Genomic DNA, 19,231 nt, shown 5'->3' on the forward strand with positions numbered 1-19,231 from the left:
CTGCTTACGCTGCGCGCAGCGTCGACTTGCGCGCACCCAGCGCATCCACGCTATAGGCACCGGCGCCGAAGGCCACCACCTGCAGCAGGCCGCCGGCCATCGCGATGTTCTTCATGAAGTGGATCAGCTGGTTCTGGTCGCCGAGCGCGTTATGGAACACCAGCGCGGTCACCACCGAGAAAGCTGCCAGCGCGGCGGCCACCAGGCGCGTCTTGACCCCCAGCGCCAGCATCACGCCGCCGCCCAGTTCGATCGCCACCGCGGCGATCAGGCCGAGCGTCGCGAACGGCAGTCCCACCGATTCGATGTAGCCGATGGTGCCGGCCGGCGCCAGCGCCTTGCCGAGACCGCTGAAGATGAAGATCGCGGCGAGCAGCACGCGGCCGATGGCCGGCACTGCGGATTGATTTGCAGCTTGGGTGGCGGTGGTGTTCATGACAGCTCCTTTTCGTAGATGATCGGTATGGTTGGTCAGCGCAACGTTTTTCGCTGCGATGAAGTCATCTTAGGCAAGCATGATCGATCGAGGAAGCCTATATAATTCGATGTCACCTATCGAAGGAGGAGATGGATGCTCGACGCCCTGACCATGGACCAGCTGCGCACCTTCATCGCCGCGGCCGACGAAGGCAGCTTCTCCGCAGCGGGGCGCAAGCTGCGGCGCGCGCAGTCCGTCGTGAGCCACACGCTGGCCAACCTGGAGCTGCAGGTCGGCTTCGCGCTGTTCGACCGCAGCGCACGCTATCCGCAGCTCACCGAAGCGGGACGCGCGCTGCTCGAACAGGCGCGCGACGCCGTTGGCGGCATGGACGCCTTCAAGGCGCGGGCGCGCACGCTCGCCGAAGGACTCGAGCCCGAACTCGCGGTCGCGGTCGACGTGATGTTCCCGATCGCGACCCTGACCGAGGCCGTGCAGGCCTTCCACCGCACGTTTCCAAGCACGCCGCTGCGCCTGTACGTCGAGGCGCTCGGTGCGGTGGTGCAGCCGCTGCTCGATGGCCAGTGCCGCATTGCGGTGATCGGTTCCCTGCCCGACATTCCGCAGGGCTGCGCATCCGACTATCTGACCGCGGTCCCCTCGATCACCGTCGCCGCTCCCGGACATCCGCTCGCAAAAATCAAAGGCACTGTTTCGCGTGTCGAGCTGTCCAAGCATGTGCAGCTGGTGCTCACCGACCGTTCCGCGCTGACCGCGGGCCGCGAATTCGGCGTGATGTCGCCGCAGGTATGGCGGCTCGCCGATCTCGGCGCCAAGCACGCATTCCTGCGCGCGGGACTCGGCTGGGGCAGCATGCCGCTGCATATGGTGGAAGGAGATATCGCGGATGGGTCGCTGGTACGGCTCCGGCTCAAGGCGCATCCATTGTTGGGAACGGCATTTTCAATGCACGCGATCTGGCTGAAAGACCAGCCGCCGGGACCGGCGGGAAGATGGTTTGTCGATCAGTTGAAATGCGATTCGCTGCGATAAGCTGCGCTGGTTCGCGGACGAATGCGCAATCGCATGTTTGAATGCGCAAAAGCTGATTCAATTTGAGGTGTTCGGGTTGCGCGCTCACAAAGTTTTCGTGTACTTTACGTGTTTGAATTTGTCAAAACGTGAACATGTGATATTGTCGCGTCCATCCGGGCAGTAATCGATCGAATAATAGGGACACTGATTCAATCAGTATGCACGTAAGCGAAGCGAAAAGAACAAGCCGCACTGCCTGACCGTGATCAGGCATGGCGGCTTTTTCTTTTCGCGCCCGCAAGGGTAGCGATGTGAAAACGCATTGAGTCGGTTACCTGTCGACGTTGGCTGAAGCGCTGCAATTGTGAGGAGTTGCAGCAGTTCAGCCGGTGCCGGATTCATTGGCCCAAATCGCCAGGCGGTGTGGGCCGATGAATAATTCGCCCGCCAAACCGGGTGGGGCGGGTTTTAAACCTTGAGCGTATTTCTCATCGCAGATGAAGGAGAATCAAAATGGCAACCGCTAAGAAACCAGCAGCAAAAGCTGCAGCCGAGAAACCAGCTGCTAAGAAAGCCGCCGCCGCGAAACCGGCAGCAAAGACCACCGCCACCAAGGCAGCCGCTAAACCGGCAGCCAAGGCCGCGGCCAAGCCTGCTGCAAAGCCGGCAGCGAAGAAAGCTGCAGCGACCAAGACCACCGCTACCAAGGCCGCAGCAAAGCCAGCAGCGAAGAAAGCAGCTGCCAAGCCGGCAGCGAAGCCAGCAGCAAAGAAAGCCGCTGCAAAGCCAGCAGCCAAGCCAGCAGCAAAGAAAGCCGCTGCTAAGCCGGCAGCAAAGCCTGCTGCAAAGAAAGCTGCTGCTAAACCGGCAGCAAAGCCGGCCGCCAAAAAAGCAGCTGCAAAACCGGCAGCAAAAGCCCCCACCAAGTCGGCAGCCAAGCCAGCAGCAAAGAAAGCCGCTGCTAAGCCGGCAGCAAAGAAGGCAGCCGCTAAACCGGCAGCAAAGAAGGCCGCTGCTAAACCGGCAGCAAAGAAAGCCGCCGCTAAACCGGCAGCCAAGGCCGCCACCAAATCGGCAGCCAAGCCGGCAGCAAAGAAAGCAGCAGCTAAACCAGCAGCCAAGCCGGCAGCAAAGAAAGCCGCTGCAAAGCCAGCAGCCAAGAAAGCCGCAGCAAAGCCGGCAGCAAAGAAAGCCGCCGCTAAGCCAGTAGCCAAGAAAGCCGCCGCGACCAAAACCGCTGCGACCAAATCGACCGCTACCAAATCGGCTGCAAAGCCGGCAGCAAAGAAAGCGACCGCGACCAAAACCGCCGCTAAACCTGCTGCAAAGAAAGCTGCTGCACCGGCTAAAGCTGCTGCTCCGGCTAAAGCCGCTGCACCGGCTAAATCGGCTGCAAAGAAAGCTGCAGCTCCGGCGAAAGCCGCAGCTCCGGCAAAATCGGCCGAAAAAAAAGTCACTACTCCGGCAAAAGCGGCCGCTCCCGCTAAAACCGCTACCAAATCGGCCGCTGCCAAGCCTGCTGCAAAGCCGGCCGCAAAAGCCGAAGCCAAGCCGGAAATGAAGGCGGAAGCGAAACCGGAAGCCAAAGCTGAAGCAAAACCGGAAGTGAAAGCCGATACCAAGGCCGACACCAAGGCCGATACCAAATCGGAATCGAAAGCCGAAGCGAAGCCGGAAGCGAAATCGGACAGCAAGGCAGCAGCGCCTGCTCCGGCAGCAAAGACCACGCTGTCGCCGGCAGCCGCATGGCCGTTCCCGACCAGCAGCCGTCCGTAATCCAGGCTCGATAGCGAGTCTTGCCTGGTTCAGGCAAAATACCGCTGTGTGATCGTTCACACAGCGGTTTTTTTTTGAGGAGCCTTCGTGCTGTCTATTCTCCAGTTTATCGTCGATACCGCTGCCACTTTGCTGGGCGCGCTGCTCCTGCTGCGTTTCTGGATGCAGGCGACCCGCGTGCGTCCGCCGCAGCAGATCGGACAGTTCACCTTCACCCTGACCGACTGGCTGGTGCTGCCCCTGCGGCGCCTGGTGCCGGGCATGGGAGGCTACGACTGGGCCAGCCTGATCGGCGCCTTCGTGGTGGTGCTGCTGGCCAGCTCTCTGCTGCTGGTGGCGGGAGCGGATGCGGAGATGGTGCTGCGGCACGCGCTGTTCCGCTTCCTGAGCTGGATCCTGTACGGCTTCATGGCGCTCCTGATCATCGACGCGATCTTCAGCTGGGTGAACCCGAATGCGCCGCTGGCGCCCTTCGTGCATGCGCTGAATACGCCGATCCTGCGGCCGATCCGGCGCGTGGTGCCGCCGATCGGCGGGGTCGATTTATCGGTGCTGGTGGCGCTGGTGCTGATCCAGATTATCCAGTTCGTGTTGCGCCAGGTGTTTTACGGCTGAGCAGATACGACAATAAAAAATGGGTCCCCGCGGGGACCCATTTTTTTTTGCAGCGCCGGCGTTCAGCGGAAGCGGTAGCCGAATGCCGCTTCAAACTTCTGTTCGATCTCTTCCGGCGTGAAGCTGTGGTTCTGTCCGCCGATGCTGCCGATCTTGATCGCGCCGATCAGGCTGGCGATGCGGCCGGTGGTCGGCCAGTCGAAGCCATTGGTGATCCCGTACAGCAGGCCGGCGCGGTAGGCGTCGCCGCAGCCGGTCGGGTCGACGATTTCCTCGGCCTTCACCGCCGGGATGCGATAGTGCTCGCCGCCCGCGTAGATGTCCGAGCCTTCGCCGCCGCGCGTGACCACCAGCGCGTCCAGGCGCGCGGCGATGTCCGCCAGGCTCAGGCCGGTGCGGTCCATCACCACTTCGAATTCATAGTCGTTGCACGCCAGGTAGCTGGCCTGGTCGATGAAGCGGATCAGCTCTTCGCCCGAGAACATCGGCAGCTGCTGGCCCGGGTCGAACATGAACGGGATCCCTTGTGCGGCGCAGTCGGCGGCGTGCTTGATCATGCCGTCGCGGCCGTCCGGCGAGATGATCGCCACCCGCAGCTGTCCCTGGTCGGATACCTTGTTCTCGTGCGAGTACTGCATCGCGCCCGGGTGGAAGGCGTTGATCTGGTTGTTGTCCTGGTCCGCGGTGACGAAGCATTGCGCGGTGTAGGCGTCGGGAATGCTGCGGATCGCGCGGGTCTCGATGCCCTGTTTCTTCATGCGCTCGAGGTAGTCGCCGCCATCCTGGCCGATGGTGCCCATGACCAGCGGCTCGCCGCCGAGCAGCTTGAGGTTGTAGGCGATGTTCACCGCGCAGCCGCCGTACTCGAGGCGCATGGTCGGCACCAGGAAGGAGACGTTCACGCGGTGCAGCTGGTCGGCCAGCAGGGTCTCGGCGAAGCGGCCGTGGTACTGCATGATCTTGTCGAAGGCAATCGATCCGCAGATCAGGGCGGTTTTAGTCATGAGATGCTTTCAGGGAGATTAGGGATAGAACACCGCGATATGGTAACCGGACGGCGCCGGTTCCTCGACGCGGAAGTGCAGCTTGACGGGCTGCTCGGCGTGCGCGCCGAAGCCGGCAGCCAGCAAGGGGCCGGCCGGCAGATAGTCGCGCGGGCCGAACACGCGCCGCACCAGCGGCTTGTCGTCGGCGTCCGAGAGCGTCAGTTCGATGCTCGGCCAGGCCAGGGCCGAATCGCCCTGGTTGCGCAGCTGCGTGCTGAAGGTATAGGCGTTGCCGCCGAGCGTGGTCAGTTCGCCGGTGTCGATCACCAGCTTCTCGATCCGGGCCGGCAGCTCGACCTGGCAGCCCAGCGTGGCGCAGACGGTGACCAGCGAGGGCCGCATGTCCGGGTAACGCGCCGCCAGCGCACTGCTGAAGCTGCGCAGGAGCTGCGCGCCCAGCACGAGCAGCAGCAGCAGGCTGCCGACGGCCATGGCGATGCGCAGCGCCTTGCCCGAGCGTTCGCGCTGGCGCCCGCGCCGCACGAATTCCGGCTCGTCGGGCTCCGGCACGCGCAGCTTGGGCGGCTCGATTTTCGTGGGTGTCAGCTTGGAACGGCGCGCGGCGCGCGCTTCCGCAGCCTTGGTGCGCGGCGTGCGCGGCGCAAGCGGCGGCGCGCTGGGCGGCAGCGGCATGGTGACGGTGGCCGGTCCGGATTCGCGCAGCAGCAGCGGCGGCGCGGAGGCTGCGGTCCTGGCGGGCGGCGCAGCCGGTGCAGCCGGCGCGGGCGCGGGCGCAGCTTCCTCCGGCTCGTCGACGTGGTCCGGGGCCGGGGCGGCGACCAGCGCTTCGTCAACTTCCAGGTCGTCCGCAGGAGTGGTTTGTTCCGGTTCGGGTACCGGCTCGGGCTCAGGCTCAGGTTCCGGCTCGGCCACCATGACGTCGTCGCTGCTCACCTGCGGCAGGATGCCGAAGGGCGCGAAGGTGCGGTCGAACTCGAGGGTGTAGATGGGATCTTCTTCCGTATCCTGGGCGGGAGCGGCAGGCGCTTCCGGCTCGGGAACCGGCAGGGGAGCAGCGGGAACAGCGGGAGCGCCAGGCGCCGCAACGGCCAGGTCGACCAGTGCGGCGCTGCCGTCAAATACCTGGGTGCAGGCGCCGCAACGGACGATGCCCCCCCGCAGCTTCAGCTGGTCCGCGGCGACGCGGAACATGGTGCCGCAGTGGGGGCATTGTGTGGCGAGCGCCATGCCTGGTTTGTCCCTTAGCCAGTGATGGCGGAGCGCGGCGCGGGTGCGGTGTCCTGGCCGAGCGTCCCGTGAAGGGCGACCCAGCCGTCCTGCTCGGCCCAGACGCCCAGCTTGATGAAAGCTGCGTAGGCTTCGGCCACTTCCTCGGCCTGGCGCGCCAGCACGCCCGACAGGATCAGCGAACCGCCCGGCGCTACGCGGCCGGACAGCATCGGCGCCATCAGCTTCAATGGGCTCGACAGGATGTTGGCAACGACGATGTCGAACTGGCCCTTGGCATGACGCTCGTTCGGCGTCGTGGGCAGCTCGTCCGGCACGTAGAAGTCGATCGCGCAGTTATTGCGCTCGGCATTGGCGCGCGCCGATTCGATCGCCTGCGGGTCGATGTCGACCCCGGCCACATCGAGGGCACCGAGCTTCTTGGCGACCATCGCCAGGATGCCCGAGCCGCAGCCGTAGTCGAGCACCGACTTGCCCGGCGCGGGATGCGCTTCCAGCCATTCCATGCAGAGGCGGGTGGTCGGGTGGCTGCCGGTACCGAAAGCCAGGCCCGGATCGAGTTCGAGGATCAGGCCATTCGGGTCCGGTGCTTCGTGCCAGCTTGGCACGACCCAGATGTTCTTGCCGATGTGGATGGGCTCGAACTGCGACTGGGTCAGGCGCACCCAGTCGGCGTCTTCCACCGCGCGGGTGGTGAACGAGGGCACGACCGGCAATTTGATGGCGTTGGCGGCTTCCTGGACGATCGCGAACTGGTCGGCGTCGGTGTCGGTGAGCGCCACCACGCGCGAATGGTCCCAGGCGGCTTCGGTGGGCTCCATGCCCGGTTCGCCGAACAGCGGCTTTTCCGCGTCCGTGCCTTCGTCCGCGTCTTCCACGGAGACCGACAGGGCGCCCGCTTCCATCAGGGCGTCCGACAGGGCCTCCGCGTGGTCACGCGCTACTTCGATGACGACTTCCGTCCAGCTCATGCGTCTACCTTGGCTTCCGATTTGGCGCCGATGCCCGTTTCCTTCGGCAGGTCCGGCTTGGCGGCCAGCTTCTGCTCCAGGTAGTGGATGTTGGTGCCGCCCTCGATGAAGCGGGCGTCGACCATCAGCTCACGGTGCAGCGGGATATTGGTGAGGATACCTTCAACCACCATTTCCGAGAGCGCGATTTGCATGCGGCGAATTGCCTGCTCGCGCGTCGCACCATAGGAAATTACCTTGCCGATCATCGAGTCGTAATGAGGTGGAACATAATATCCTGCATACGAGTGCGAATCGACACGGATGCCGGGACCGCCCGGCGGGTGCCAGCCGGTGATGCGGCCCGGGGAAGGCGTGAACTTGAACGGGTCTTCGGCATTGATGCGGCACTCGATCGAGTGGCCCGACAGCATGATGTCGCGCTGGCGGAAGCGCAGCTTCTCGCCGCAGGCGATGCGGATCTGTTCCTGCACGATGTCGATCCCGGTGATCATCTCGGTGACCGGGTGTTCCACCTGCACGCGGGTGTTCATCTCGATGAAGTAGAACTCGCCGTTCTCGTACAGGAATTCGAAGGTGCCCGCGCCGCGGTAGCCGATCTTGCGGCAGGCTTCGGCGCAGCGGTCGCCGATCTTCTCGATCAGCTTGCGCGGGATGCCCGGCGCTGGCGCTTCTTCGATGACCTTCTGGTGGCGGCGCTGCATCGAGCAGTCGCGCTCGCCCAGCCAGACGGCGTTCTTGTGCTCGTCGGCGAGGATCTGGATCTCCACGTGGCGCGGATTCTCCAGGTACTTCTCCATATAGACTTCCGGATTGCCGAAGGCGGTGCCGGCCTCGGTCTTGGTCATCTGCACCGCGTTCAGCAGTGCCGCTTCGGTATGCACCACGCGCATGCCGCGGCCACCGCCGCCGCCGGCGGCCTTGATGATGACCGGGTAGCCGATCTTGCGCGCGGTCTGCACGATTTCCTTCGGATCGTCCGGCAGGGCGCCGTCCGAACCCGGCACGCAGGGCACGCCGGCCCTGATCATCGCCTGCTTGGCCGAGACCTTGTCGCCCATCAGGCGGATCGAGTCGGAGCGCGGACCGATGAAGACGAAGCCCGATTTCTCGACGCGCTCGGCGAAGTCGGCGTTCTCCGACAGGAAGCCATAGCCAGGGTGGATAGCCTCGGCGTCCGTCACTTCGGCGGCGCTGATAATTGCCGGCATGTTCAGGTAGCTGAGCGCCGACTGGGCCGGGCCGATGCAGACGGATTCGTCCGCCAGCTTCACGTACTTGGCGTCCTTGTCGGCCTCGGAGTGAACGACGACCGTCTTGATGCCCAGCTCGCGGCAGGCGCGCTGGATACGCAGCGCGATTTCACCACGGTTGGCGATGAGGATTTTTTCAAACATGGTAGGTTCGGTGTTTCTGTGAAAACCGGCGCCTCTCTTGTTGACAGGGCGCCGGACACGACATGAATGGGCTGGCGGCAGGACGCCGCCGGGGCCAAATATTTAGATCGTCTAACAAGACCCCAGGGCAAGGCGCATCGTCGAAGACAGTACGCTAGTACGGCGAGACGATGCAACGCCGCCATGGGGAATTGTTAGGCGATCTTAGCCGATCACGAACAGGGGCTGGCCAAATTCGACCGGCTGGCCGTTTTCCACGAGGATCTTGGTGACCGTGCCGGCGACGTCGGCATCGATCTCGTTCAGGAGCTTCATCGCTTCGATGATGCACAGGGTATCGCCCTGCTTGATGCTCTGGCCGACTTCGACGAAGGCGGCTGCGCCCGGGGCCGAGGAACGGTAGAAGGTGCCGACCATCGGCGACTTGACGACGTGGCCGGTATGCTCGACGGCGGCCGGGGCGGCCGGAGCTGCCGGTGCCGGCGCGGCTGCGTGCTGGGCAGGGGCGGCGTAGTGCTGCACGGCCTGCTGCGGCATCATCATCATCTGGCCTTGCGGGTTCGCGGACGACTTGACGATGCGGACCTTGCTTTCGCCTTCGGTCACTTCGAGTTCAGCGATGTCCGATTCGGCGACCAGGTCGATCAAAGTCTTGAGTTTTCTGAGATCCATGTGAAACCCCTTGGAATTATTCGTTTTTAAGAGAGCTGGCAACGCGATGCTGGGTAAGCCTGCGGCCGCTGATACATGAAGTTGACGTAGATTAACGCGATTTAAGCGCAAAGTCGATGGCAAACCGGTATCCGTCCGGACCCAGGCCGCAAATTACGCCTTGCGCAATTGCAGACAAGTACGAGTGGTGCCGGAAGGGTTCGCGGGCATGGACATTCGAGATGTGCACCTCCACGAACGGGATTGCCACCGCAGCAAGCGCATCGCGCAGGGCCACGCTGGTATGGGTCAGGCCGCCCGGATTGATGACGATCGCCTCCACGCCTTCGCCGCGCGCGGCGTGGATGCGGTCGATCAGGGCTCCTTCATGGTTGCTCTGGAAGCAGTCGAGGCTTGCGCCCGCGCTTGCCGCCTGTGCCTGTGCTGCCTGCTCGATGTCGGCCAGCGTCGTCGCGCCGTACACCGCCGGCTCCCTGGTCCCCAATAAATTGAGGTTGGGGCCATTAAGCAGCAGTAGCTTTTTCGCCATGTTGAAGAGTCTGAACGCCCGAAAGGAAGGCATTGTGCCGCCAAGCTCGACTATTGGCAAGCAGTAAAATTGTCAGGCGATGGGGGCACGTTCGATGCAGTTCGGAAAAGAACGATCGTTCGTTATCCCTGCAGTTTTGCCAGGTCCGCGCGCAGTTCGTCGAATTTCAATTTACCTAGATAAGTCTTGCGCACCTGTCCATCCGCGCCAATCAATACTGTATACGGCAGCCCGCCCGCACTGTTGCCGAACTCGCGCGACAACTCGGTCCCGCCCATCCCCGCCACGTACAGCGGGTAGGCAATCTTCAGCTTGGCCGCGAATTCGTTCATGTTCGAGGGCGAATCGATACCGATGCCGATCACATTGAAGGTCTTGCCGCCGTCCGCGCCCGCCAGTTCGGACAGTTCCGGCATCTCCTGCACGCAGGGAGCACACCAGGTTGCCCAGAAATTGACCACCAGCGGCTTGCCGCGCCACTTGGCCAGCGGCTGCGGCTTGCCCTGCAGGTCGTTGAGCGACTGTGCAAACAGATTATCGACGGCCGTGTGCGGCTTGCCGCCGGTCGGCGCCATCGTGGTCGTAAGGGGGGAGGGGTCTTTCTTGTTGATCGCCACCAGGGCGCCCATGATGCCGAACATGGCGGCAACGGCTGCATACGCAGCCACGTGTTTCTTATTCATTCGTCCTGTTCCAGTGTTTCGTCGTTCGCCATCAGCGCGCGCAGCCCGGCTGCGTCGACCCGCTGCAGGCGGCCATCGGCGCGCGGCTTCAAGGCCCCGCGCAAGTCATGAAAGTCGTATAACTCGGCATGAACAGTTTCCTTATGCCACATGAAGCTGACCGTTTCAACCGGATCGTGCCTTCCGCCCTTGAAATGGGGCGTCTCGGAAATCTCTATATTGACGTTGCGGTTGAGCAGGTAGATCTCGACTTCCTTGGCGCTGTCGGCAAACAGCTGCAGGTGGATCTCGTCGTGCTCGCCCGCCGTGCCGTTGAGCACGGCGCCGGTGAGGTAGGGGCGGAAATCGGCGAGCTGGTCCATCACCTGCAGGGCGGTCTCGCGCATGGCGTTCAGGCGCGCGGCCTGGCCGGGACCGCCGAACAAGGCCTGGTATTTACGGACCTCGTCCTCGATCTGCAGGTTGTCGGGCATCAGGTTCGGCGCCGGCCGGTCCACCCCGAGCACCTGGCGGGCCGCCTTGCGGCGTGCGGTGTCGTAGTCGGCGCCGTCCTGGGCGACCATGCGCGCCGCACTGGCAGCGATTTCGGCGCGCAGCTGGAGTACGTCTGTATTCAATGTTGGCATGATGCCTGAATCATACTCTTAAGCGGAAAATCAGAGCGGGTCGGGTAGAATCGCGCTTTCGGACCATTACCGCAGCGATTTTTTCATACGACCATGCACATTCACATTCTCGGTATTTGCGGCACCTTCATGGGTGGCCTGGCGGTCCTGGCCAAGGAAGCCGGCCACCGCGTCACGGGCTGCGACGCCAACGTCTATCCGCCGATGAGCACCCAGCTGGAAGCCCAGGGCATCGAGCTGATCCAGGGCTATGGTCCGGAACAGGTATCGCTGAACCCCGACCTGTATGTGATCGGTAACGTCATGACGCGCGGTAATCCGCTGATCGAAGAGATCCTGAACCGCGGCCTGCCTTACGTCTCCGGCCCGCAGTGGATCGGCGAACACATCCTGCGCGACAAGTGGGTGCTGGCCGTGGCCGGCACGCACGGCAAGACCACGACCACCTCGATGCTGGCCTGGATCCTGGAAGACGCCGGCTATGCGCCGGGCTTCCTGATCGGCGGCGTACCGATGAACTTCGGCATCTCGGCGCGCCTGCATGGCGACAAGCCATCCGACTTCTTCGTGATCGAAGCCGACGAGTACGACACCGCCTTCTTCGACAAGCGCAGCAAATTCGTCCACTACCACGCCAAGACCGCGGTGCTGAACAACCTGGAATACGACCACGCCGACATCTTCCCGGACATCGGCGCCATCGAGACCCAGTTCCACCACCTGGTGCGCACCGTGCCGGGCGTGGGCCGCCTGGTCGTCAATGGGGACGAAGCCTCGCTGGGCCGCGTCATCAAGCGCGGCTGCTGGAGCGAGAAGGAGAGCTTCGGCCTCTCGGAGGGCGTGAACTGGAGCCTGGTCGAGCACCAGGGCGGCAGCTTCGACGTCGTCTTCAATGGCGACGTCCAGGGCACCGTGCACTGGGAGCTGAGCGGCCACCACAACCGCTCGAACGCGCTGGCCGCGATCGCCGCCGCGCGCCACGTCGGCGTGCCGACCTCGCAGGCGATCGCCGCGCTGTCGCGCTTCCAGAGCGTCAAACGCCGCATGGAAGTGCGCGGCAAGGTGAACGACATCACCGTGTACGACGACTTCGCCCACCATCCGACCGCGATCGCCACCACGGTGGGCGGCCTGCGCCAGAAAATCGGCAGCACGGGACGCATCCTGGCCGTGCTGGAGCCGCGCTCGAACACCATGAAGCTGGGCGCCATGAAGGATGCGCTGCCGGGCAGCCTGAAGGACGCCGACCTGGTGTTCGGTTTCGGCAGCCAGCAGGCGCTGGGCTGGTCGCTGGCCGATGCCCTCAAGCCGCTGGGCACGATCGCCCACAGCTTCGACCAGCTCGACTACATGGTGCAGGCCATCGTTCAGGCGGCCCAGCCGGGTGACCACATCCTCGTGATGAGCAATGGCGGCTTCGGCGGCGTGCACCAGAAACTGCTGGACGCACTGGCTCCATGATTCTGTACTTGCACGGATTCCGTTCCTCGCCGAAGTCCTTCAAGGCGCGGGTGGTGCAGCAGGCGCTGGCGGACGCCGGGCGCGCGCATGAGCTGATCTGCCCGCAGCTGCCGGCCTCGCCGAAAGAGGCGATGGCGCTGGCCCTGCTGCTGGCCGAGCGCCATGCGCCGGACAATCTGTCCATCATCGGCTCCTCGCTGGGCGGCTTCTACGCCACCTGGCTGGCCGAGCGCCTGGGCGTGCCGGCGGTGCTGCTCAACCCGTCCGTGAATCCCTTGAAAAACCTGGAACACCACGTCGGCGTGACCACGGCCTGGCATTCGGACGAAGCCTTCGAGTTCCGCCGCGAGTACATCGACGAGCTGGCGGCGCTGAAGGTCGGGAAGATCACCAGGCCGGAGCGCTACTTCCTGGTCGCGGCGACCGGCGACGAAGTGCTGGACTACCGCGACATGGTGGCGCACTACGCGGGCGCAAAGCAGCACGTGATCCAGGGCAGCGACCATGCGATCTCGGAATTTCCGCAGTATGTCGACGAGGTGCTGGCCTTCTGCACCAACGCGAGCCTGGTGCAGTGACTGGCCGTTCGCTGAGACTGGCGGCCTGGCAGCCGCACGCCGGGGCTGTGCGCGCGCCTGCGAAGATGCGCGACTGGCTCACCACCGAAGGCTCGCTGACGGCGCGCCTGATGGCGCACAGCGAGCGCTTCCGGGTACGGCGGCTGCACCAGAATGCCGCGACCTGCCTGGCGGACGAGGCCCGTGCCATCGGCCTGCCGCGTGCGGGAAGGGTGTGGGAACGCGAAGTGCTGCTGGAATGCGACGGCCGCCCGGTGGTGTTCGGCCACACGGTGGTGCCGACGGGCTGCACCGCCAGCGACTGGCCGCTGTTTTCGGCGCTGGGCGAGCGTTCGCTCGGCACCACGCTGTTCTACGACCCGCTGGTGCGCCGTGGCCAGCTGGAATACGCGCGCATCCGCGCGGGCCATCCGCTGCTGGAGCGCGTGCACGCCGCCCTCAACGGACGCAATGACTCACTTTATTATGCGCGGCGCTGCGTCTACCGCCGCCATCAAGGCCTGCTCCTGGTCACCGAGGTATTCTTGCCCGAGGTGCTCAGCTTGACGCCGGCCAAACCACAACAGAACACGAAATAACATGAACGTATTTTTTGAAGAGTCGGGCGACTTCAAGGTCGGCACGGTGCTGTCGCAGGCAGGCGAGGCCTACCAGGTGGAGCTGGCCAGCGGCAAGCGCAGCAAGGTCAAGTCCAAGGACGTGCTGATCCAGTTCGAGAAGCCCGAGCCGGAAGCGCTGCTCGCCGCCGCCAAGGGCATCGCCGCCGAGGTCGACCTGGACTTCCTGTGGGAGGTCGCGGGCCAGGAAGAATTCGGCTTCGCCGAACTGGGCGCCGAATACTTCGGCCACGCGCCGCTGCCGTTCGAGGCGGCCGGCCTGGTGCTGGCCCTGCACGCCGCGCCGGTCTACTTCCATAAAAAGGGACGCGGACGCTACAAGGCCGCTCCCGAGCAAACCCTGAAGGCGGCCCTGGCCGGCATCGAAAAGAAGAAGCAGCAGGCCATCGTGCAGGCGGGCTACGTCGCGGAACTCAAGGCCGGCAAGCTGCCGCCATCGATGCAGCCGCTCGTGCACCAGCTGCTGTTCAAGCCGGACAAGAACACCATCGAGTACAAGGCGCTCGAAGCGGCGGCCAACGAGCTGCAGACCACGGCCCAGCGCCTGATGCTGAGCACCGGCGGCCTGGCCTCGCCCAAGGAACTGCACATGTCGCGCTTCCTGTTCGAGCATTTCCCGCGCGGCGCCGGCTTCCCGGCCGTCGAGGTACCGAAGGCCCCGGCCGACCTGCCGCTGGCGGACGTCGCGGCCTTCTCGATCGACGACGTCACCACGACCGAGATCGACGACGCCTTCTCGGTGGTGAAGCTGGAGGACGGCACGGTGCGCGTCGGCATCCACATCGCGGCGCCGGGCCTGGGCATCCGCCCGGACGATGCGATCGACAAGATCGCGCGCGCGCGCATGTCCACCGTCTATATGCCGGGCGATAAGATCACCATGCTGCCGGACGAGGTGGTGAACGCCTTCACCCTGGCCGAAGGCAGCGACTGCCCGGCGCTGTCGCTGTACGCGGTGCTGAACCCGCAAGACTGGACCGTGATCTCGACCACCACCCGCGCCGAGCGCGTGCCGATCAAGAGCAACCTGCGTCACAACGACCTCGACGCGCTGGTCAACGAAGAGACCCTGGCCAGCGGAGAGGGCGAGTATCCGCACAAGGAAGAGCTGGGCCTGCTGTGGCAGTGGGCGCTGCAGCTGGAAGCCGGCCGCATGAAGAAGCGCGAAGCCTTCGGCCTCAAGCCGGAGCAGGCCAACCGCGTGGACTTCAATTTCTACGTCGACGACGACGTGGTCACCATCGTGCGCCGCAAGCGCGGCGCGCCGCTCGACAAGATCGTGGCCGAGCTGATGATCTTCGCGAACAGCACCTGGGGCAAGCTGCTGCACGACTCGGGCGTGCCGGGCATCTACCGCTCGCAGGGGCCGGGCGCGGGTGGCTGGAACGCCAAGATCCAGGTGCGCATGGTGACCCACGCGGCCCCGCACCAGGGCCTGGGCGTGGACCAGTACGCATGGAGCACCTCGCCGCTGCGCCGCTACACCGACCTGGTGAACCAGTGGCAGATCCTGGCCTGCGCCGCGAACGGCGTGACCGCACCGCTGGTGGCGCCGTTCAAGCACCGCGACGCGACCCTGTTCGCGATCGTGTCGAGCTTCGATGCGGCCTATGCGGCCTACAACGACTTCCAGCAGAACATGGAACGCTACTGGTGCCTGCGCTGGCTGGGCCAGGAAGGCGCGAAGCAGGTCGACGCCGTGGTGCTGAAGGACGAGATCGTGCGCCTGGTGGAGATCCCGCTGGTGGCGCGCCTGGCCGGCATGCCGCAGCTGGCCCGCGGCGCCCAGGTCAAGCTCGACGTCGTGCGCTGGGACGAAGTCGACCTGACGCTCGAAGCCCGCCTGCTCGAGGTGGCGGCGGTGGCGCCGGATGCGTCGGTCGAACTCGAGGAAGAGGAAGAGGGCGATACGGGCGAGGCGGCGCTGGCCGAAGTGGTGGAAGCCGAGGGTGTTGTTGCTGCAGTGACAAGCGAAGCAGGTGTCGAGGTTCCCGCCAACGCCGGAACAACACCGCAGGCCCAAGTTGCAGGTTAGAATGCCCCATCCCTGACCCAAGCGCCCGCCCGGGTGCAAGCAGCACGTGAAGTATTTGCAGAACAACCGTCCCCTGATGATCGCCCTCGGTGTCTCCGTGCTTGCGCACGGGGCGCTGCTGGCGGTGCGTTTCGCCGCGCCGGATGCCTTCCGCCAGACGCCGGCCGACCCGGGGCTCGAAGTCATCCTGGTCAACGCCAAGCATGCCAACGCGCCCACCAAGGCCGAAGCCCTGGCCCAGGCCAACCTGGAAGGCGGCGGCACCGCCGATGCGGGCCGCGTGCGCTCCCCGCTGCCCGACCTGCGCAAGACCGAGGATGGCGAAAGCATCAAGGCCCTGCAGCGCCGCATCGCCGACCTGGAACAGCAACAGCAGAACGTCTTGACGAAAGTCCGCAACTCCACGTTCACGGCGCCGCCGAAGACCGAACAGGACAAGCCCGACCCCACCCGCACGGGCAGCGACGCCTTCGATACCAGCCGCGCCATCTCGCGCGCCGCGGCCGAGGTCATCGAACGGATCGAGGACCAGAACAAGCGCCCCAAGCGCACCCAGATCACGCCCAGCACGCGCCAGGTCGGCTATGCGCTCTACTATAAAGAGATGCAGAAGCGGATCGAGGAAGTCGGCACCCTCAATTTCCCCCAGCAGAACGGCAAGAAGCTGTACGGCGAACTGGTGGTCTACATCCCGGTGTTCCAGGACGGGAGCATCTATATGCGGGACGGCGGACCGCGTGTCGAACAAAGCTCGGGCAACCCGGCCCTCGATGCGGCGGCCCTGCGCATCGTGCGCCAGGCCGCGCCCTTCGGGAACTTCCCGGCCAACATGCGCACGCGGGGCAAGGACGACCTGTGGGAAGTGATCACGCGCTTCCGCTTCACGCGCGAAGAAAAAATGCAGACCGAACTGCGAGGAGACAAAGCTTGAGTGACAAGTACTGCGTGATCGGCAACCCGATCGCCCACAGCAAATCGCCCGAGATCCATCCCGTCTACGCGGCCCAGACCGGCCAGGACCTGGTCTACGAACGCTGCCTCGCGCCGCTCGACGGCTTCGCGGCGACCGTACGGCGCCTAGTGGCGGAGGGCTACCGGGGCGCCAACGTCACCCTGCCGTTCAAGATCGAGGCGGCGCAAGTCTGTACCCGCCTGGAAGAACGCGCCCGGGCCGCCGGCGCCGTCAATACGCTGAGCTTCGAGCAGGGCGAGATCATCGGCGACAACACCGACGGCCCCGGCCTGGTGGCCGACATCACCCGCAATGCGGGCGTGGCGATTCGCGACAAGCGCGTGCTGCTGCTGGGCGCCGGCGGCGCCGCACGCGGCGCGCTGCTGCCCATCATCCAGCAACAGCCGCGCGAGATCGTCATCGCCAACCGCACCGTGGCCACGGCCGAGGCGCTGGCGCGCGACTTCGCGCGCTACGGCATTCCGGTCAGCGCCACCGGCTTCGCCGAGATCGCGGGCAGTTTCGACATCGTGGTCAACGCGACTTCCGGCAGCCTGGCAGGCGAGCTGCCGCCGGTGCCGGCCGCCGTGTTCGGCCCGGGCAGCCTGGCGCTGGACATGATGTACGGCAGCCGGCCGACTGTGTTCATGGACTTCGCTTCCCAAGCCGGCGCCGCCACCCGCGACGGCCTCGGCATGCTGGTGGAGCAGGCCGCCGAAGCCTTCGCGATCTGGCGCGGCGTGCGGCCCGACACGGCGGAAGTGTTCAGGAAAATGCGGCCATGAGCACAGCAACTCTCGCCATGGGCAAACCCCGCAAGGCGGCCAGGAAGGGCTCGCGCAGCTGGCTGAAATGGCTCATCCTGGGCCCGATCCTGCTGGTGCTGCTGGTCCAGCTCTACTTCTTCATCATGGTCTGCTGGTATTCGGTGTTCAATCCCGGCTCGACCAGCTTCATGCGCGAGCAGCTGTCGGAACTGCGCGAGAAGAACCCGAACGCGAAGCTCAAGCACGAGTGGGTGCCCTACGAGCGCATCTCGACCAACCTGAAACGGGCGGTGGTGGCCTCGGAAGATTCGCGTTTCGCCGAGCACGGCGGGGTGGACTGGGAAGCCCTGGAAAAAGCCTATGAGCGCAACAACAAGCGCAGCAAGGTGGTCGGCGGCGGCTCGACCATCACCCAGCAGCTGGCCAAGAACCTGTTCCTGTCCGGCTCGCGCAGCTACCTGCGCAAGGGGCAGGAGATGATCATCGCCTTCATGCTCGAGACGGTGATGAGCAAGCGCCGCATCCTCGAGGTCTACCTGAACGTGGTGGAATACGGCCGCGGCGTGTTCGGCGCCGAGGCGGCGGCGCGCCACTATTACCGCACCTCGGCGGCCAACCTGAGCGCCCAGCAGGCCGCGCGCCTGGCCGTGATGCTGCCGAATCCGCGCTACTACGACAAGCACCGCTCGACCGGCTACCTGGTGCGCCGGACCGCCCTGATCCAGCGCCGCATGCGCTTCGCCGACCTTCCCTGAGCGGCCAGGCCGGCCGCCGGCCACGAAATTGTCGTTACGGGGTGGCCGCGTTCGGTGCCTCTCGGTTACACTTGCCGCAGTTTTTGAATCCCGGCCCGAGAGAAGCGCATGATCAACGTATTTGTCCTACAAAATGGCCGCCTGAACCAGGTCAGCGTCGACTCGCGCGAGGACCTGGAAAACGTGACGCCGGTCTGGGTCGACCTGAACGAGCCCACCGACGAGGAACGCATCCTGGTCAAGACGACCTATGGGGTGACGCTGCCGGGCGAGGACGAGGTGTCGGACATCGAGGCCTCGGCCCGTTACTACGAAGCCGAGAACGGCGACCTGCACCTGCGCACCGACTTCCTGCTCGAGGAAGAGGACGGCCCCTCGCGCGTGGTCACGGTCGCCTTCATCCTGTCCGGGAAAATCCTGTTCTCGGTGCACAACGACGACCTGCCGGTGTTCCGCCTGGTGCGCCTGCGCGCGCGCTCGCGTCCCGGTTCGATCGAAGACTACATGGACGTGCTGCTCGACCTGTACGCGACCGACGCCGAGTATTCGGCGGACGCGCTCGAGGGCATCTACGAGGCGCTGGAAGAAGTCTCGACCCGCGTGCTGCAGAAGGAATTCACCGACCAGGACGCGGCCGCCGCGCTGAACGCGATCGCGCACGAGGAAGACTTGAACGGCCGGATCCGCCGCAACATGATGGACACGCGGCGCGCGGTCAGCTTCCTGATGCGCGGCCGGCTGCTGAACTCGGACCAGTTCGAGGAAGCGCGCCAGATCCTGCGCGACATCGAATCGCTGGACGGCCACACGTCTTTCCTGTTCGACAAGGTGAACTTCCTGATGGATGCCACCGTTGGTTTCATTAACATTAACCAGAACAAGATCATCAAGATCTTCTCGGTGGCCTCGGTCGCCTTCCTGCCGCCGACCCTGATCGCGAGTATCTACGGCATGAACTTCACCGTGTTCCCGGAACTGAACTGGACCTTCGGTTATCCGTTCGCGGTCGGGCTGATGATCACCTGCGGCATCGCGCCGCTGTGGTACTTCCGCCGCCGCGGCTGGCTGCGCTGATCGAACGAATATTTCAAAAGAAAACGCCCGGTGAAA

The 19,231-nt window shown here is 64.7% G+C and carries 20 protein-coding genes; 11 read left to right on the forward strand and 9 right to left on the reverse strand.

Translation table 11 applies throughout. The features are described 5' to 3' along the window. Positions 1–4: 4 nt before the first annotated feature. Positions 5–436: a DoxX family protein gene (locus ACSQ25_RS03255; protein WP_436104282.1), complete on the reverse strand. Its 432-nt coding sequence runs from the start codon at positions 434–436 to the stop codon at positions 5–7. 135 nt (positions 437–571) lie between these two features. Here ACSQ25_RS03255 and ACSQ25_RS03260 point away from each other — a divergent pair, with 135 nt between their 5' ends. From ACSQ25_RS03260 to ACSQ25_RS03270, 3 genes are all read left to right on the forward strand, one after another. Beyond that, a complete protein-coding gene (locus tag ACSQ25_RS03260; protein WP_436104283.1) occupies positions 572–1,471 on the forward strand; it encodes a LysR family transcriptional regulator in 900 nt (299 codons plus the stop codon). A 495-nt stretch (positions 1,472–1,966) separates the two neighbouring features. Then, positions 1,967–3,229: a transcriptional regulator gene (locus ACSQ25_RS03265; RefSeq protein WP_436104284.1), complete on the forward strand. Its 1,263-nt coding sequence runs from the start codon at positions 1,967–1,969 to the stop codon at positions 3,227–3,229. Between the two features lie 87 nt (positions 3,230–3,316). Continuing rightward, positions 3,317–3,844, forward strand: coding sequence for a YggT family protein (locus tag ACSQ25_RS03270; protein ID WP_436104285.1), 528 nt, complete (start codon positions 3,317–3,319; stop codon positions 3,842–3,844). A gap of 62 nt (positions 3,845–3,906) precedes the next feature. On the opposite strand, the gene ACSQ25_RS03275 is transcribed toward ACSQ25_RS03270, so the two are convergent. From ACSQ25_RS03275 to ACSQ25_RS03310, 8 genes are all read right to left on the reverse strand, one after another. Further along, on the reverse strand, positions 3,907–4,848 hold the full coding sequence (locus ACSQ25_RS03275) for a carbohydrate kinase family protein (protein ID WP_436104286.1): 942 nt from the start codon (positions 4,846–4,848) through the stop codon (positions 3,907–3,909). An 18-nt stretch (positions 4,849–4,866) separates the two neighbouring features. Beyond that, positions 4,867–6,078: a DUF3426 domain-containing protein gene (locus ACSQ25_RS03280; protein ID WP_436104287.1), complete on the reverse strand. Its 1,212-nt coding sequence runs from the start codon at positions 6,076–6,078 to the stop codon at positions 4,867–4,869. A gap of 14 nt (positions 6,079–6,092) precedes the next feature. Beyond that, positions 6,093–7,049: a 50S ribosomal protein L11 methyltransferase gene (gene prmA / locus ACSQ25_RS03285; RefSeq protein WP_436104288.1), complete on the reverse strand. Its 957-nt coding sequence runs from the start codon at positions 7,047–7,049 to the stop codon at positions 6,093–6,095. Beyond that, positions 7,046–8,446 carry an acetyl-CoA carboxylase biotin carboxylase subunit gene (gene accC / locus ACSQ25_RS03290; protein WP_436104289.1) on the reverse strand — a complete coding sequence of 467 codons (1,401 nt, stop codon included), beginning with the start codon at positions 8,444–8,446 and terminating at the stop codon, positions 7,046–7,048. The genes prmA and accC overlap by 4 nt, the downstream gene beginning before the upstream one ends. A 204-nt stretch (positions 8,447–8,650) precedes the next feature. Continuing rightward, positions 8,651–9,118 (reverse strand): acetyl-CoA carboxylase biotin carboxyl carrier protein, encoded by a 468-nt coding sequence (accB, locus tag ACSQ25_RS03295; protein WP_436104290.1) that lies wholly within the window; start codon positions 9,116–9,118, stop codon positions 8,651–8,653. Between the two features lie 91 nt (positions 9,119–9,209). After that, positions 9,210–9,647 carry a type II 3-dehydroquinate dehydratase gene (gene aroQ, locus ACSQ25_RS03300; protein WP_436104291.1) on the reverse strand — a complete coding sequence of 146 codons (438 nt, stop codon included), beginning with the start codon at positions 9,645–9,647 and terminating at the stop codon, positions 9,210–9,212. 122 nt (positions 9,648–9,769) lie between these two features. Beyond that, positions 9,770–10,330: a TlpA family protein disulfide reductase gene (locus tag ACSQ25_RS03305; RefSeq protein ID WP_436104292.1), complete on the reverse strand. Its 561-nt coding sequence runs from the start codon at positions 10,328–10,330 to the stop codon at positions 9,770–9,772. After that, positions 10,327–10,956, reverse strand: a complete 630-nt coding sequence (locus ACSQ25_RS03310; RefSeq protein ID WP_436104293.1) for a hypothetical protein — start codon at positions 10,954–10,956, stop codon at positions 10,327–10,329. Before ACSQ25_RS03310 ends, ACSQ25_RS03305 begins: the two co-directional genes overlap by 4 nt. Positions 10,957–11,049: 93 nt before the next feature. Here ACSQ25_RS03310 and mpl point away from each other — a divergent pair, with 93 nt between their 5' ends. The 8 genes from mpl (at position 11,050) to corA (ending at position 19,195) form a co-directional block, all read left to right on the forward strand. After that, complete coding sequence (gene mpl / locus ACSQ25_RS03315; RefSeq protein ID WP_436104294.1) at positions 11,050–12,417, forward strand: UDP-N-acetylmuramate:L-alanyl-gamma-D-glutamyl-meso-diaminopimelate ligase; 1,368 nt, start codon at positions 11,050–11,052, stop codon at positions 12,415–12,417. Further along, entirely contained in the window at positions 12,414–12,995 is a 582-nt protein-coding gene (locus tag ACSQ25_RS03320; protein WP_436104295.1) for a YqiA/YcfP family alpha/beta fold hydrolase, read from the forward strand. The genes mpl and ACSQ25_RS03320 overlap by 4 nt, the downstream gene beginning before the upstream one ends. Beyond that, a complete protein-coding gene (locus tag ACSQ25_RS03325) occupies positions 12,992–13,573 on the forward strand; it encodes a chorismate--pyruvate lyase family protein (RefSeq protein WP_436104296.1) in 582 nt (193 codons plus the stop codon). The genes ACSQ25_RS03320 and ACSQ25_RS03325 overlap by 4 nt, the downstream gene beginning before the upstream one ends. A 1-nt stretch (position 13,574) precedes the next feature. Beyond that, on the forward strand, positions 13,575–15,647 hold the full coding sequence (locus tag ACSQ25_RS03330) for a ribonuclease catalytic domain-containing protein (protein ID WP_436104297.1): 2,073 nt from the start codon (positions 13,575–13,577) through the stop codon (positions 15,645–15,647). 76 nt (positions 15,648–15,723) lie between these two features. Further along, positions 15,724–16,578 carry an energy transducer TonB gene (locus ACSQ25_RS03335; protein WP_436108013.1) on the forward strand — a complete coding sequence of 285 codons (855 nt, stop codon included), beginning with the start codon at positions 15,724–15,726 and terminating at the stop codon, positions 16,576–16,578. After that, positions 16,575–17,384: a shikimate dehydrogenase gene (gene aroE / locus ACSQ25_RS03340; protein ID WP_436104298.1), complete on the forward strand. Its 810-nt coding sequence runs from the start codon at positions 16,575–16,577 to the stop codon at positions 17,382–17,384. Before ACSQ25_RS03335 ends, aroE begins: the two co-directional genes overlap by 4 nt. Positions 17,385–17,401: 17 nt before the next feature. Further along, positions 17,402–18,121 carry a monofunctional biosynthetic peptidoglycan transglycosylase gene (gene mtgA / locus ACSQ25_RS03345; protein ID WP_436108014.1) on the forward strand — a complete coding sequence of 240 codons (720 nt, stop codon included), beginning with the start codon at positions 17,402–17,404 and terminating at the stop codon, positions 18,119–18,121. A gap of 108 nt (positions 18,122–18,229) precedes the next feature. Further along, a complete protein-coding gene (corA, locus tag ACSQ25_RS03350; RefSeq protein WP_436104299.1) occupies positions 18,230–19,195 on the forward strand; it encodes a magnesium/cobalt transporter CorA in 966 nt (321 codons plus the stop codon). Positions 19,196–19,231 lie beyond the last annotated feature (36 nt).

The organism is Massilia sp. LjRoot122 (assembly GCF_964252725.1).
In the GTDB taxonomy this organism is placed as follows: Bacteria; Pseudomonadota; Gammaproteobacteria; order Burkholderiales; family Burkholderiaceae_D; genus Telluria.

Coding starts and splice junctions, on each gene's coding strand:
- ACSQ25_RS03280 (WP_436104287.1), bottom strand. CDS start 6,078: ATGGCGCTCGCCACACAATGCCCCCACTGCGGCACCATGTTCCGCGTC.
- mtgA (WP_436108014.1), top strand. CDS start 17,402: ATGGGCAAACCCCGCAAGGCGGCCAGGAAGGGCTCGCGCAGCTGGCTG.
- ACSQ25_RS03330 (WP_436104297.1), top strand. CDS start 13,575: ATGAACGTATTTTTTGAAGAGTCGGGCGACTTCAAGGTCGGCACGGTG.
- ACSQ25_RS03265 (WP_436104284.1), top strand. CDS start 1,967: ATGGCAACCGCTAAGAAACCAGCAGCAAAAGCTGCAGCCGAGAAACCA.
- ACSQ25_RS03335 (WP_436108013.1), top strand. CDS start 15,724: ATGATCGCCCTCGGTGTCTCCGTGCTTGCGCACGGGGCGCTGCTGGCG.
- ACSQ25_RS03255 (WP_436104282.1), bottom strand. CDS start 436: ATGAACACCACCGCCACCCAAGCTGCAAATCAATCCGCAGTGCCGGCC.
- ACSQ25_RS03275 (WP_436104286.1), bottom strand. CDS start 4,848: ATGACTAAAACCGCCCTGATCTGCGGATCGATTGCCTTCGACAAGATC.
- ACSQ25_RS03260 (WP_436104283.1), top strand. CDS start 572: ATGCTCGACGCCCTGACCATGGACCAGCTGCGCACCTTCATCGCCGCG.
- accC (WP_436104289.1), bottom strand. CDS start 8,446: ATGTTTGAAAAAATCCTCATCGCCAACCGTGGTGAAATCGCGCTGCGT.
- ACSQ25_RS03320 (WP_436104295.1), top strand. CDS start 12,414: ATGATTCTGTACTTGCACGGATTCCGTTCCTCGCCGAAGTCCTTCAAG.
- corA (WP_436104299.1), top strand. CDS start 18,230: ATGATCAACGTATTTGTCCTACAAAATGGCCGCCTGAACCAGGTCAGC.
- accB (WP_436104290.1), bottom strand. CDS start 9,118: ATGGATCTCAGAAAACTCAAGACTTTGATCGACCTGGTCGCCGAATCG.
- mpl (WP_436104294.1), top strand. CDS start 11,050: ATGCACATTCACATTCTCGGTATTTGCGGCACCTTCATGGGTGGCCTG.
- ACSQ25_RS03305 (WP_436104292.1), bottom strand. CDS start 10,330: ATGAATAAGAAACACGTGGCTGCGTATGCAGCCGTTGCCGCCATGTTC.
- ACSQ25_RS03310 (WP_436104293.1), bottom strand. CDS start 10,956: ATGCCAACATTGAATACAGACGTACTCCAGCTGCGCGCCGAAATCGCT.
- aroQ (WP_436104291.1), bottom strand. CDS start 9,647: ATGGCGAAAAAGCTACTGCTGCTTAATGGCCCCAACCTCAATTTATTG.
- prmA (WP_436104288.1), bottom strand. CDS start 7,049: ATGAGCTGGACGGAAGTCGTCATCGAAGTAGCGCGTGACCACGCGGAG.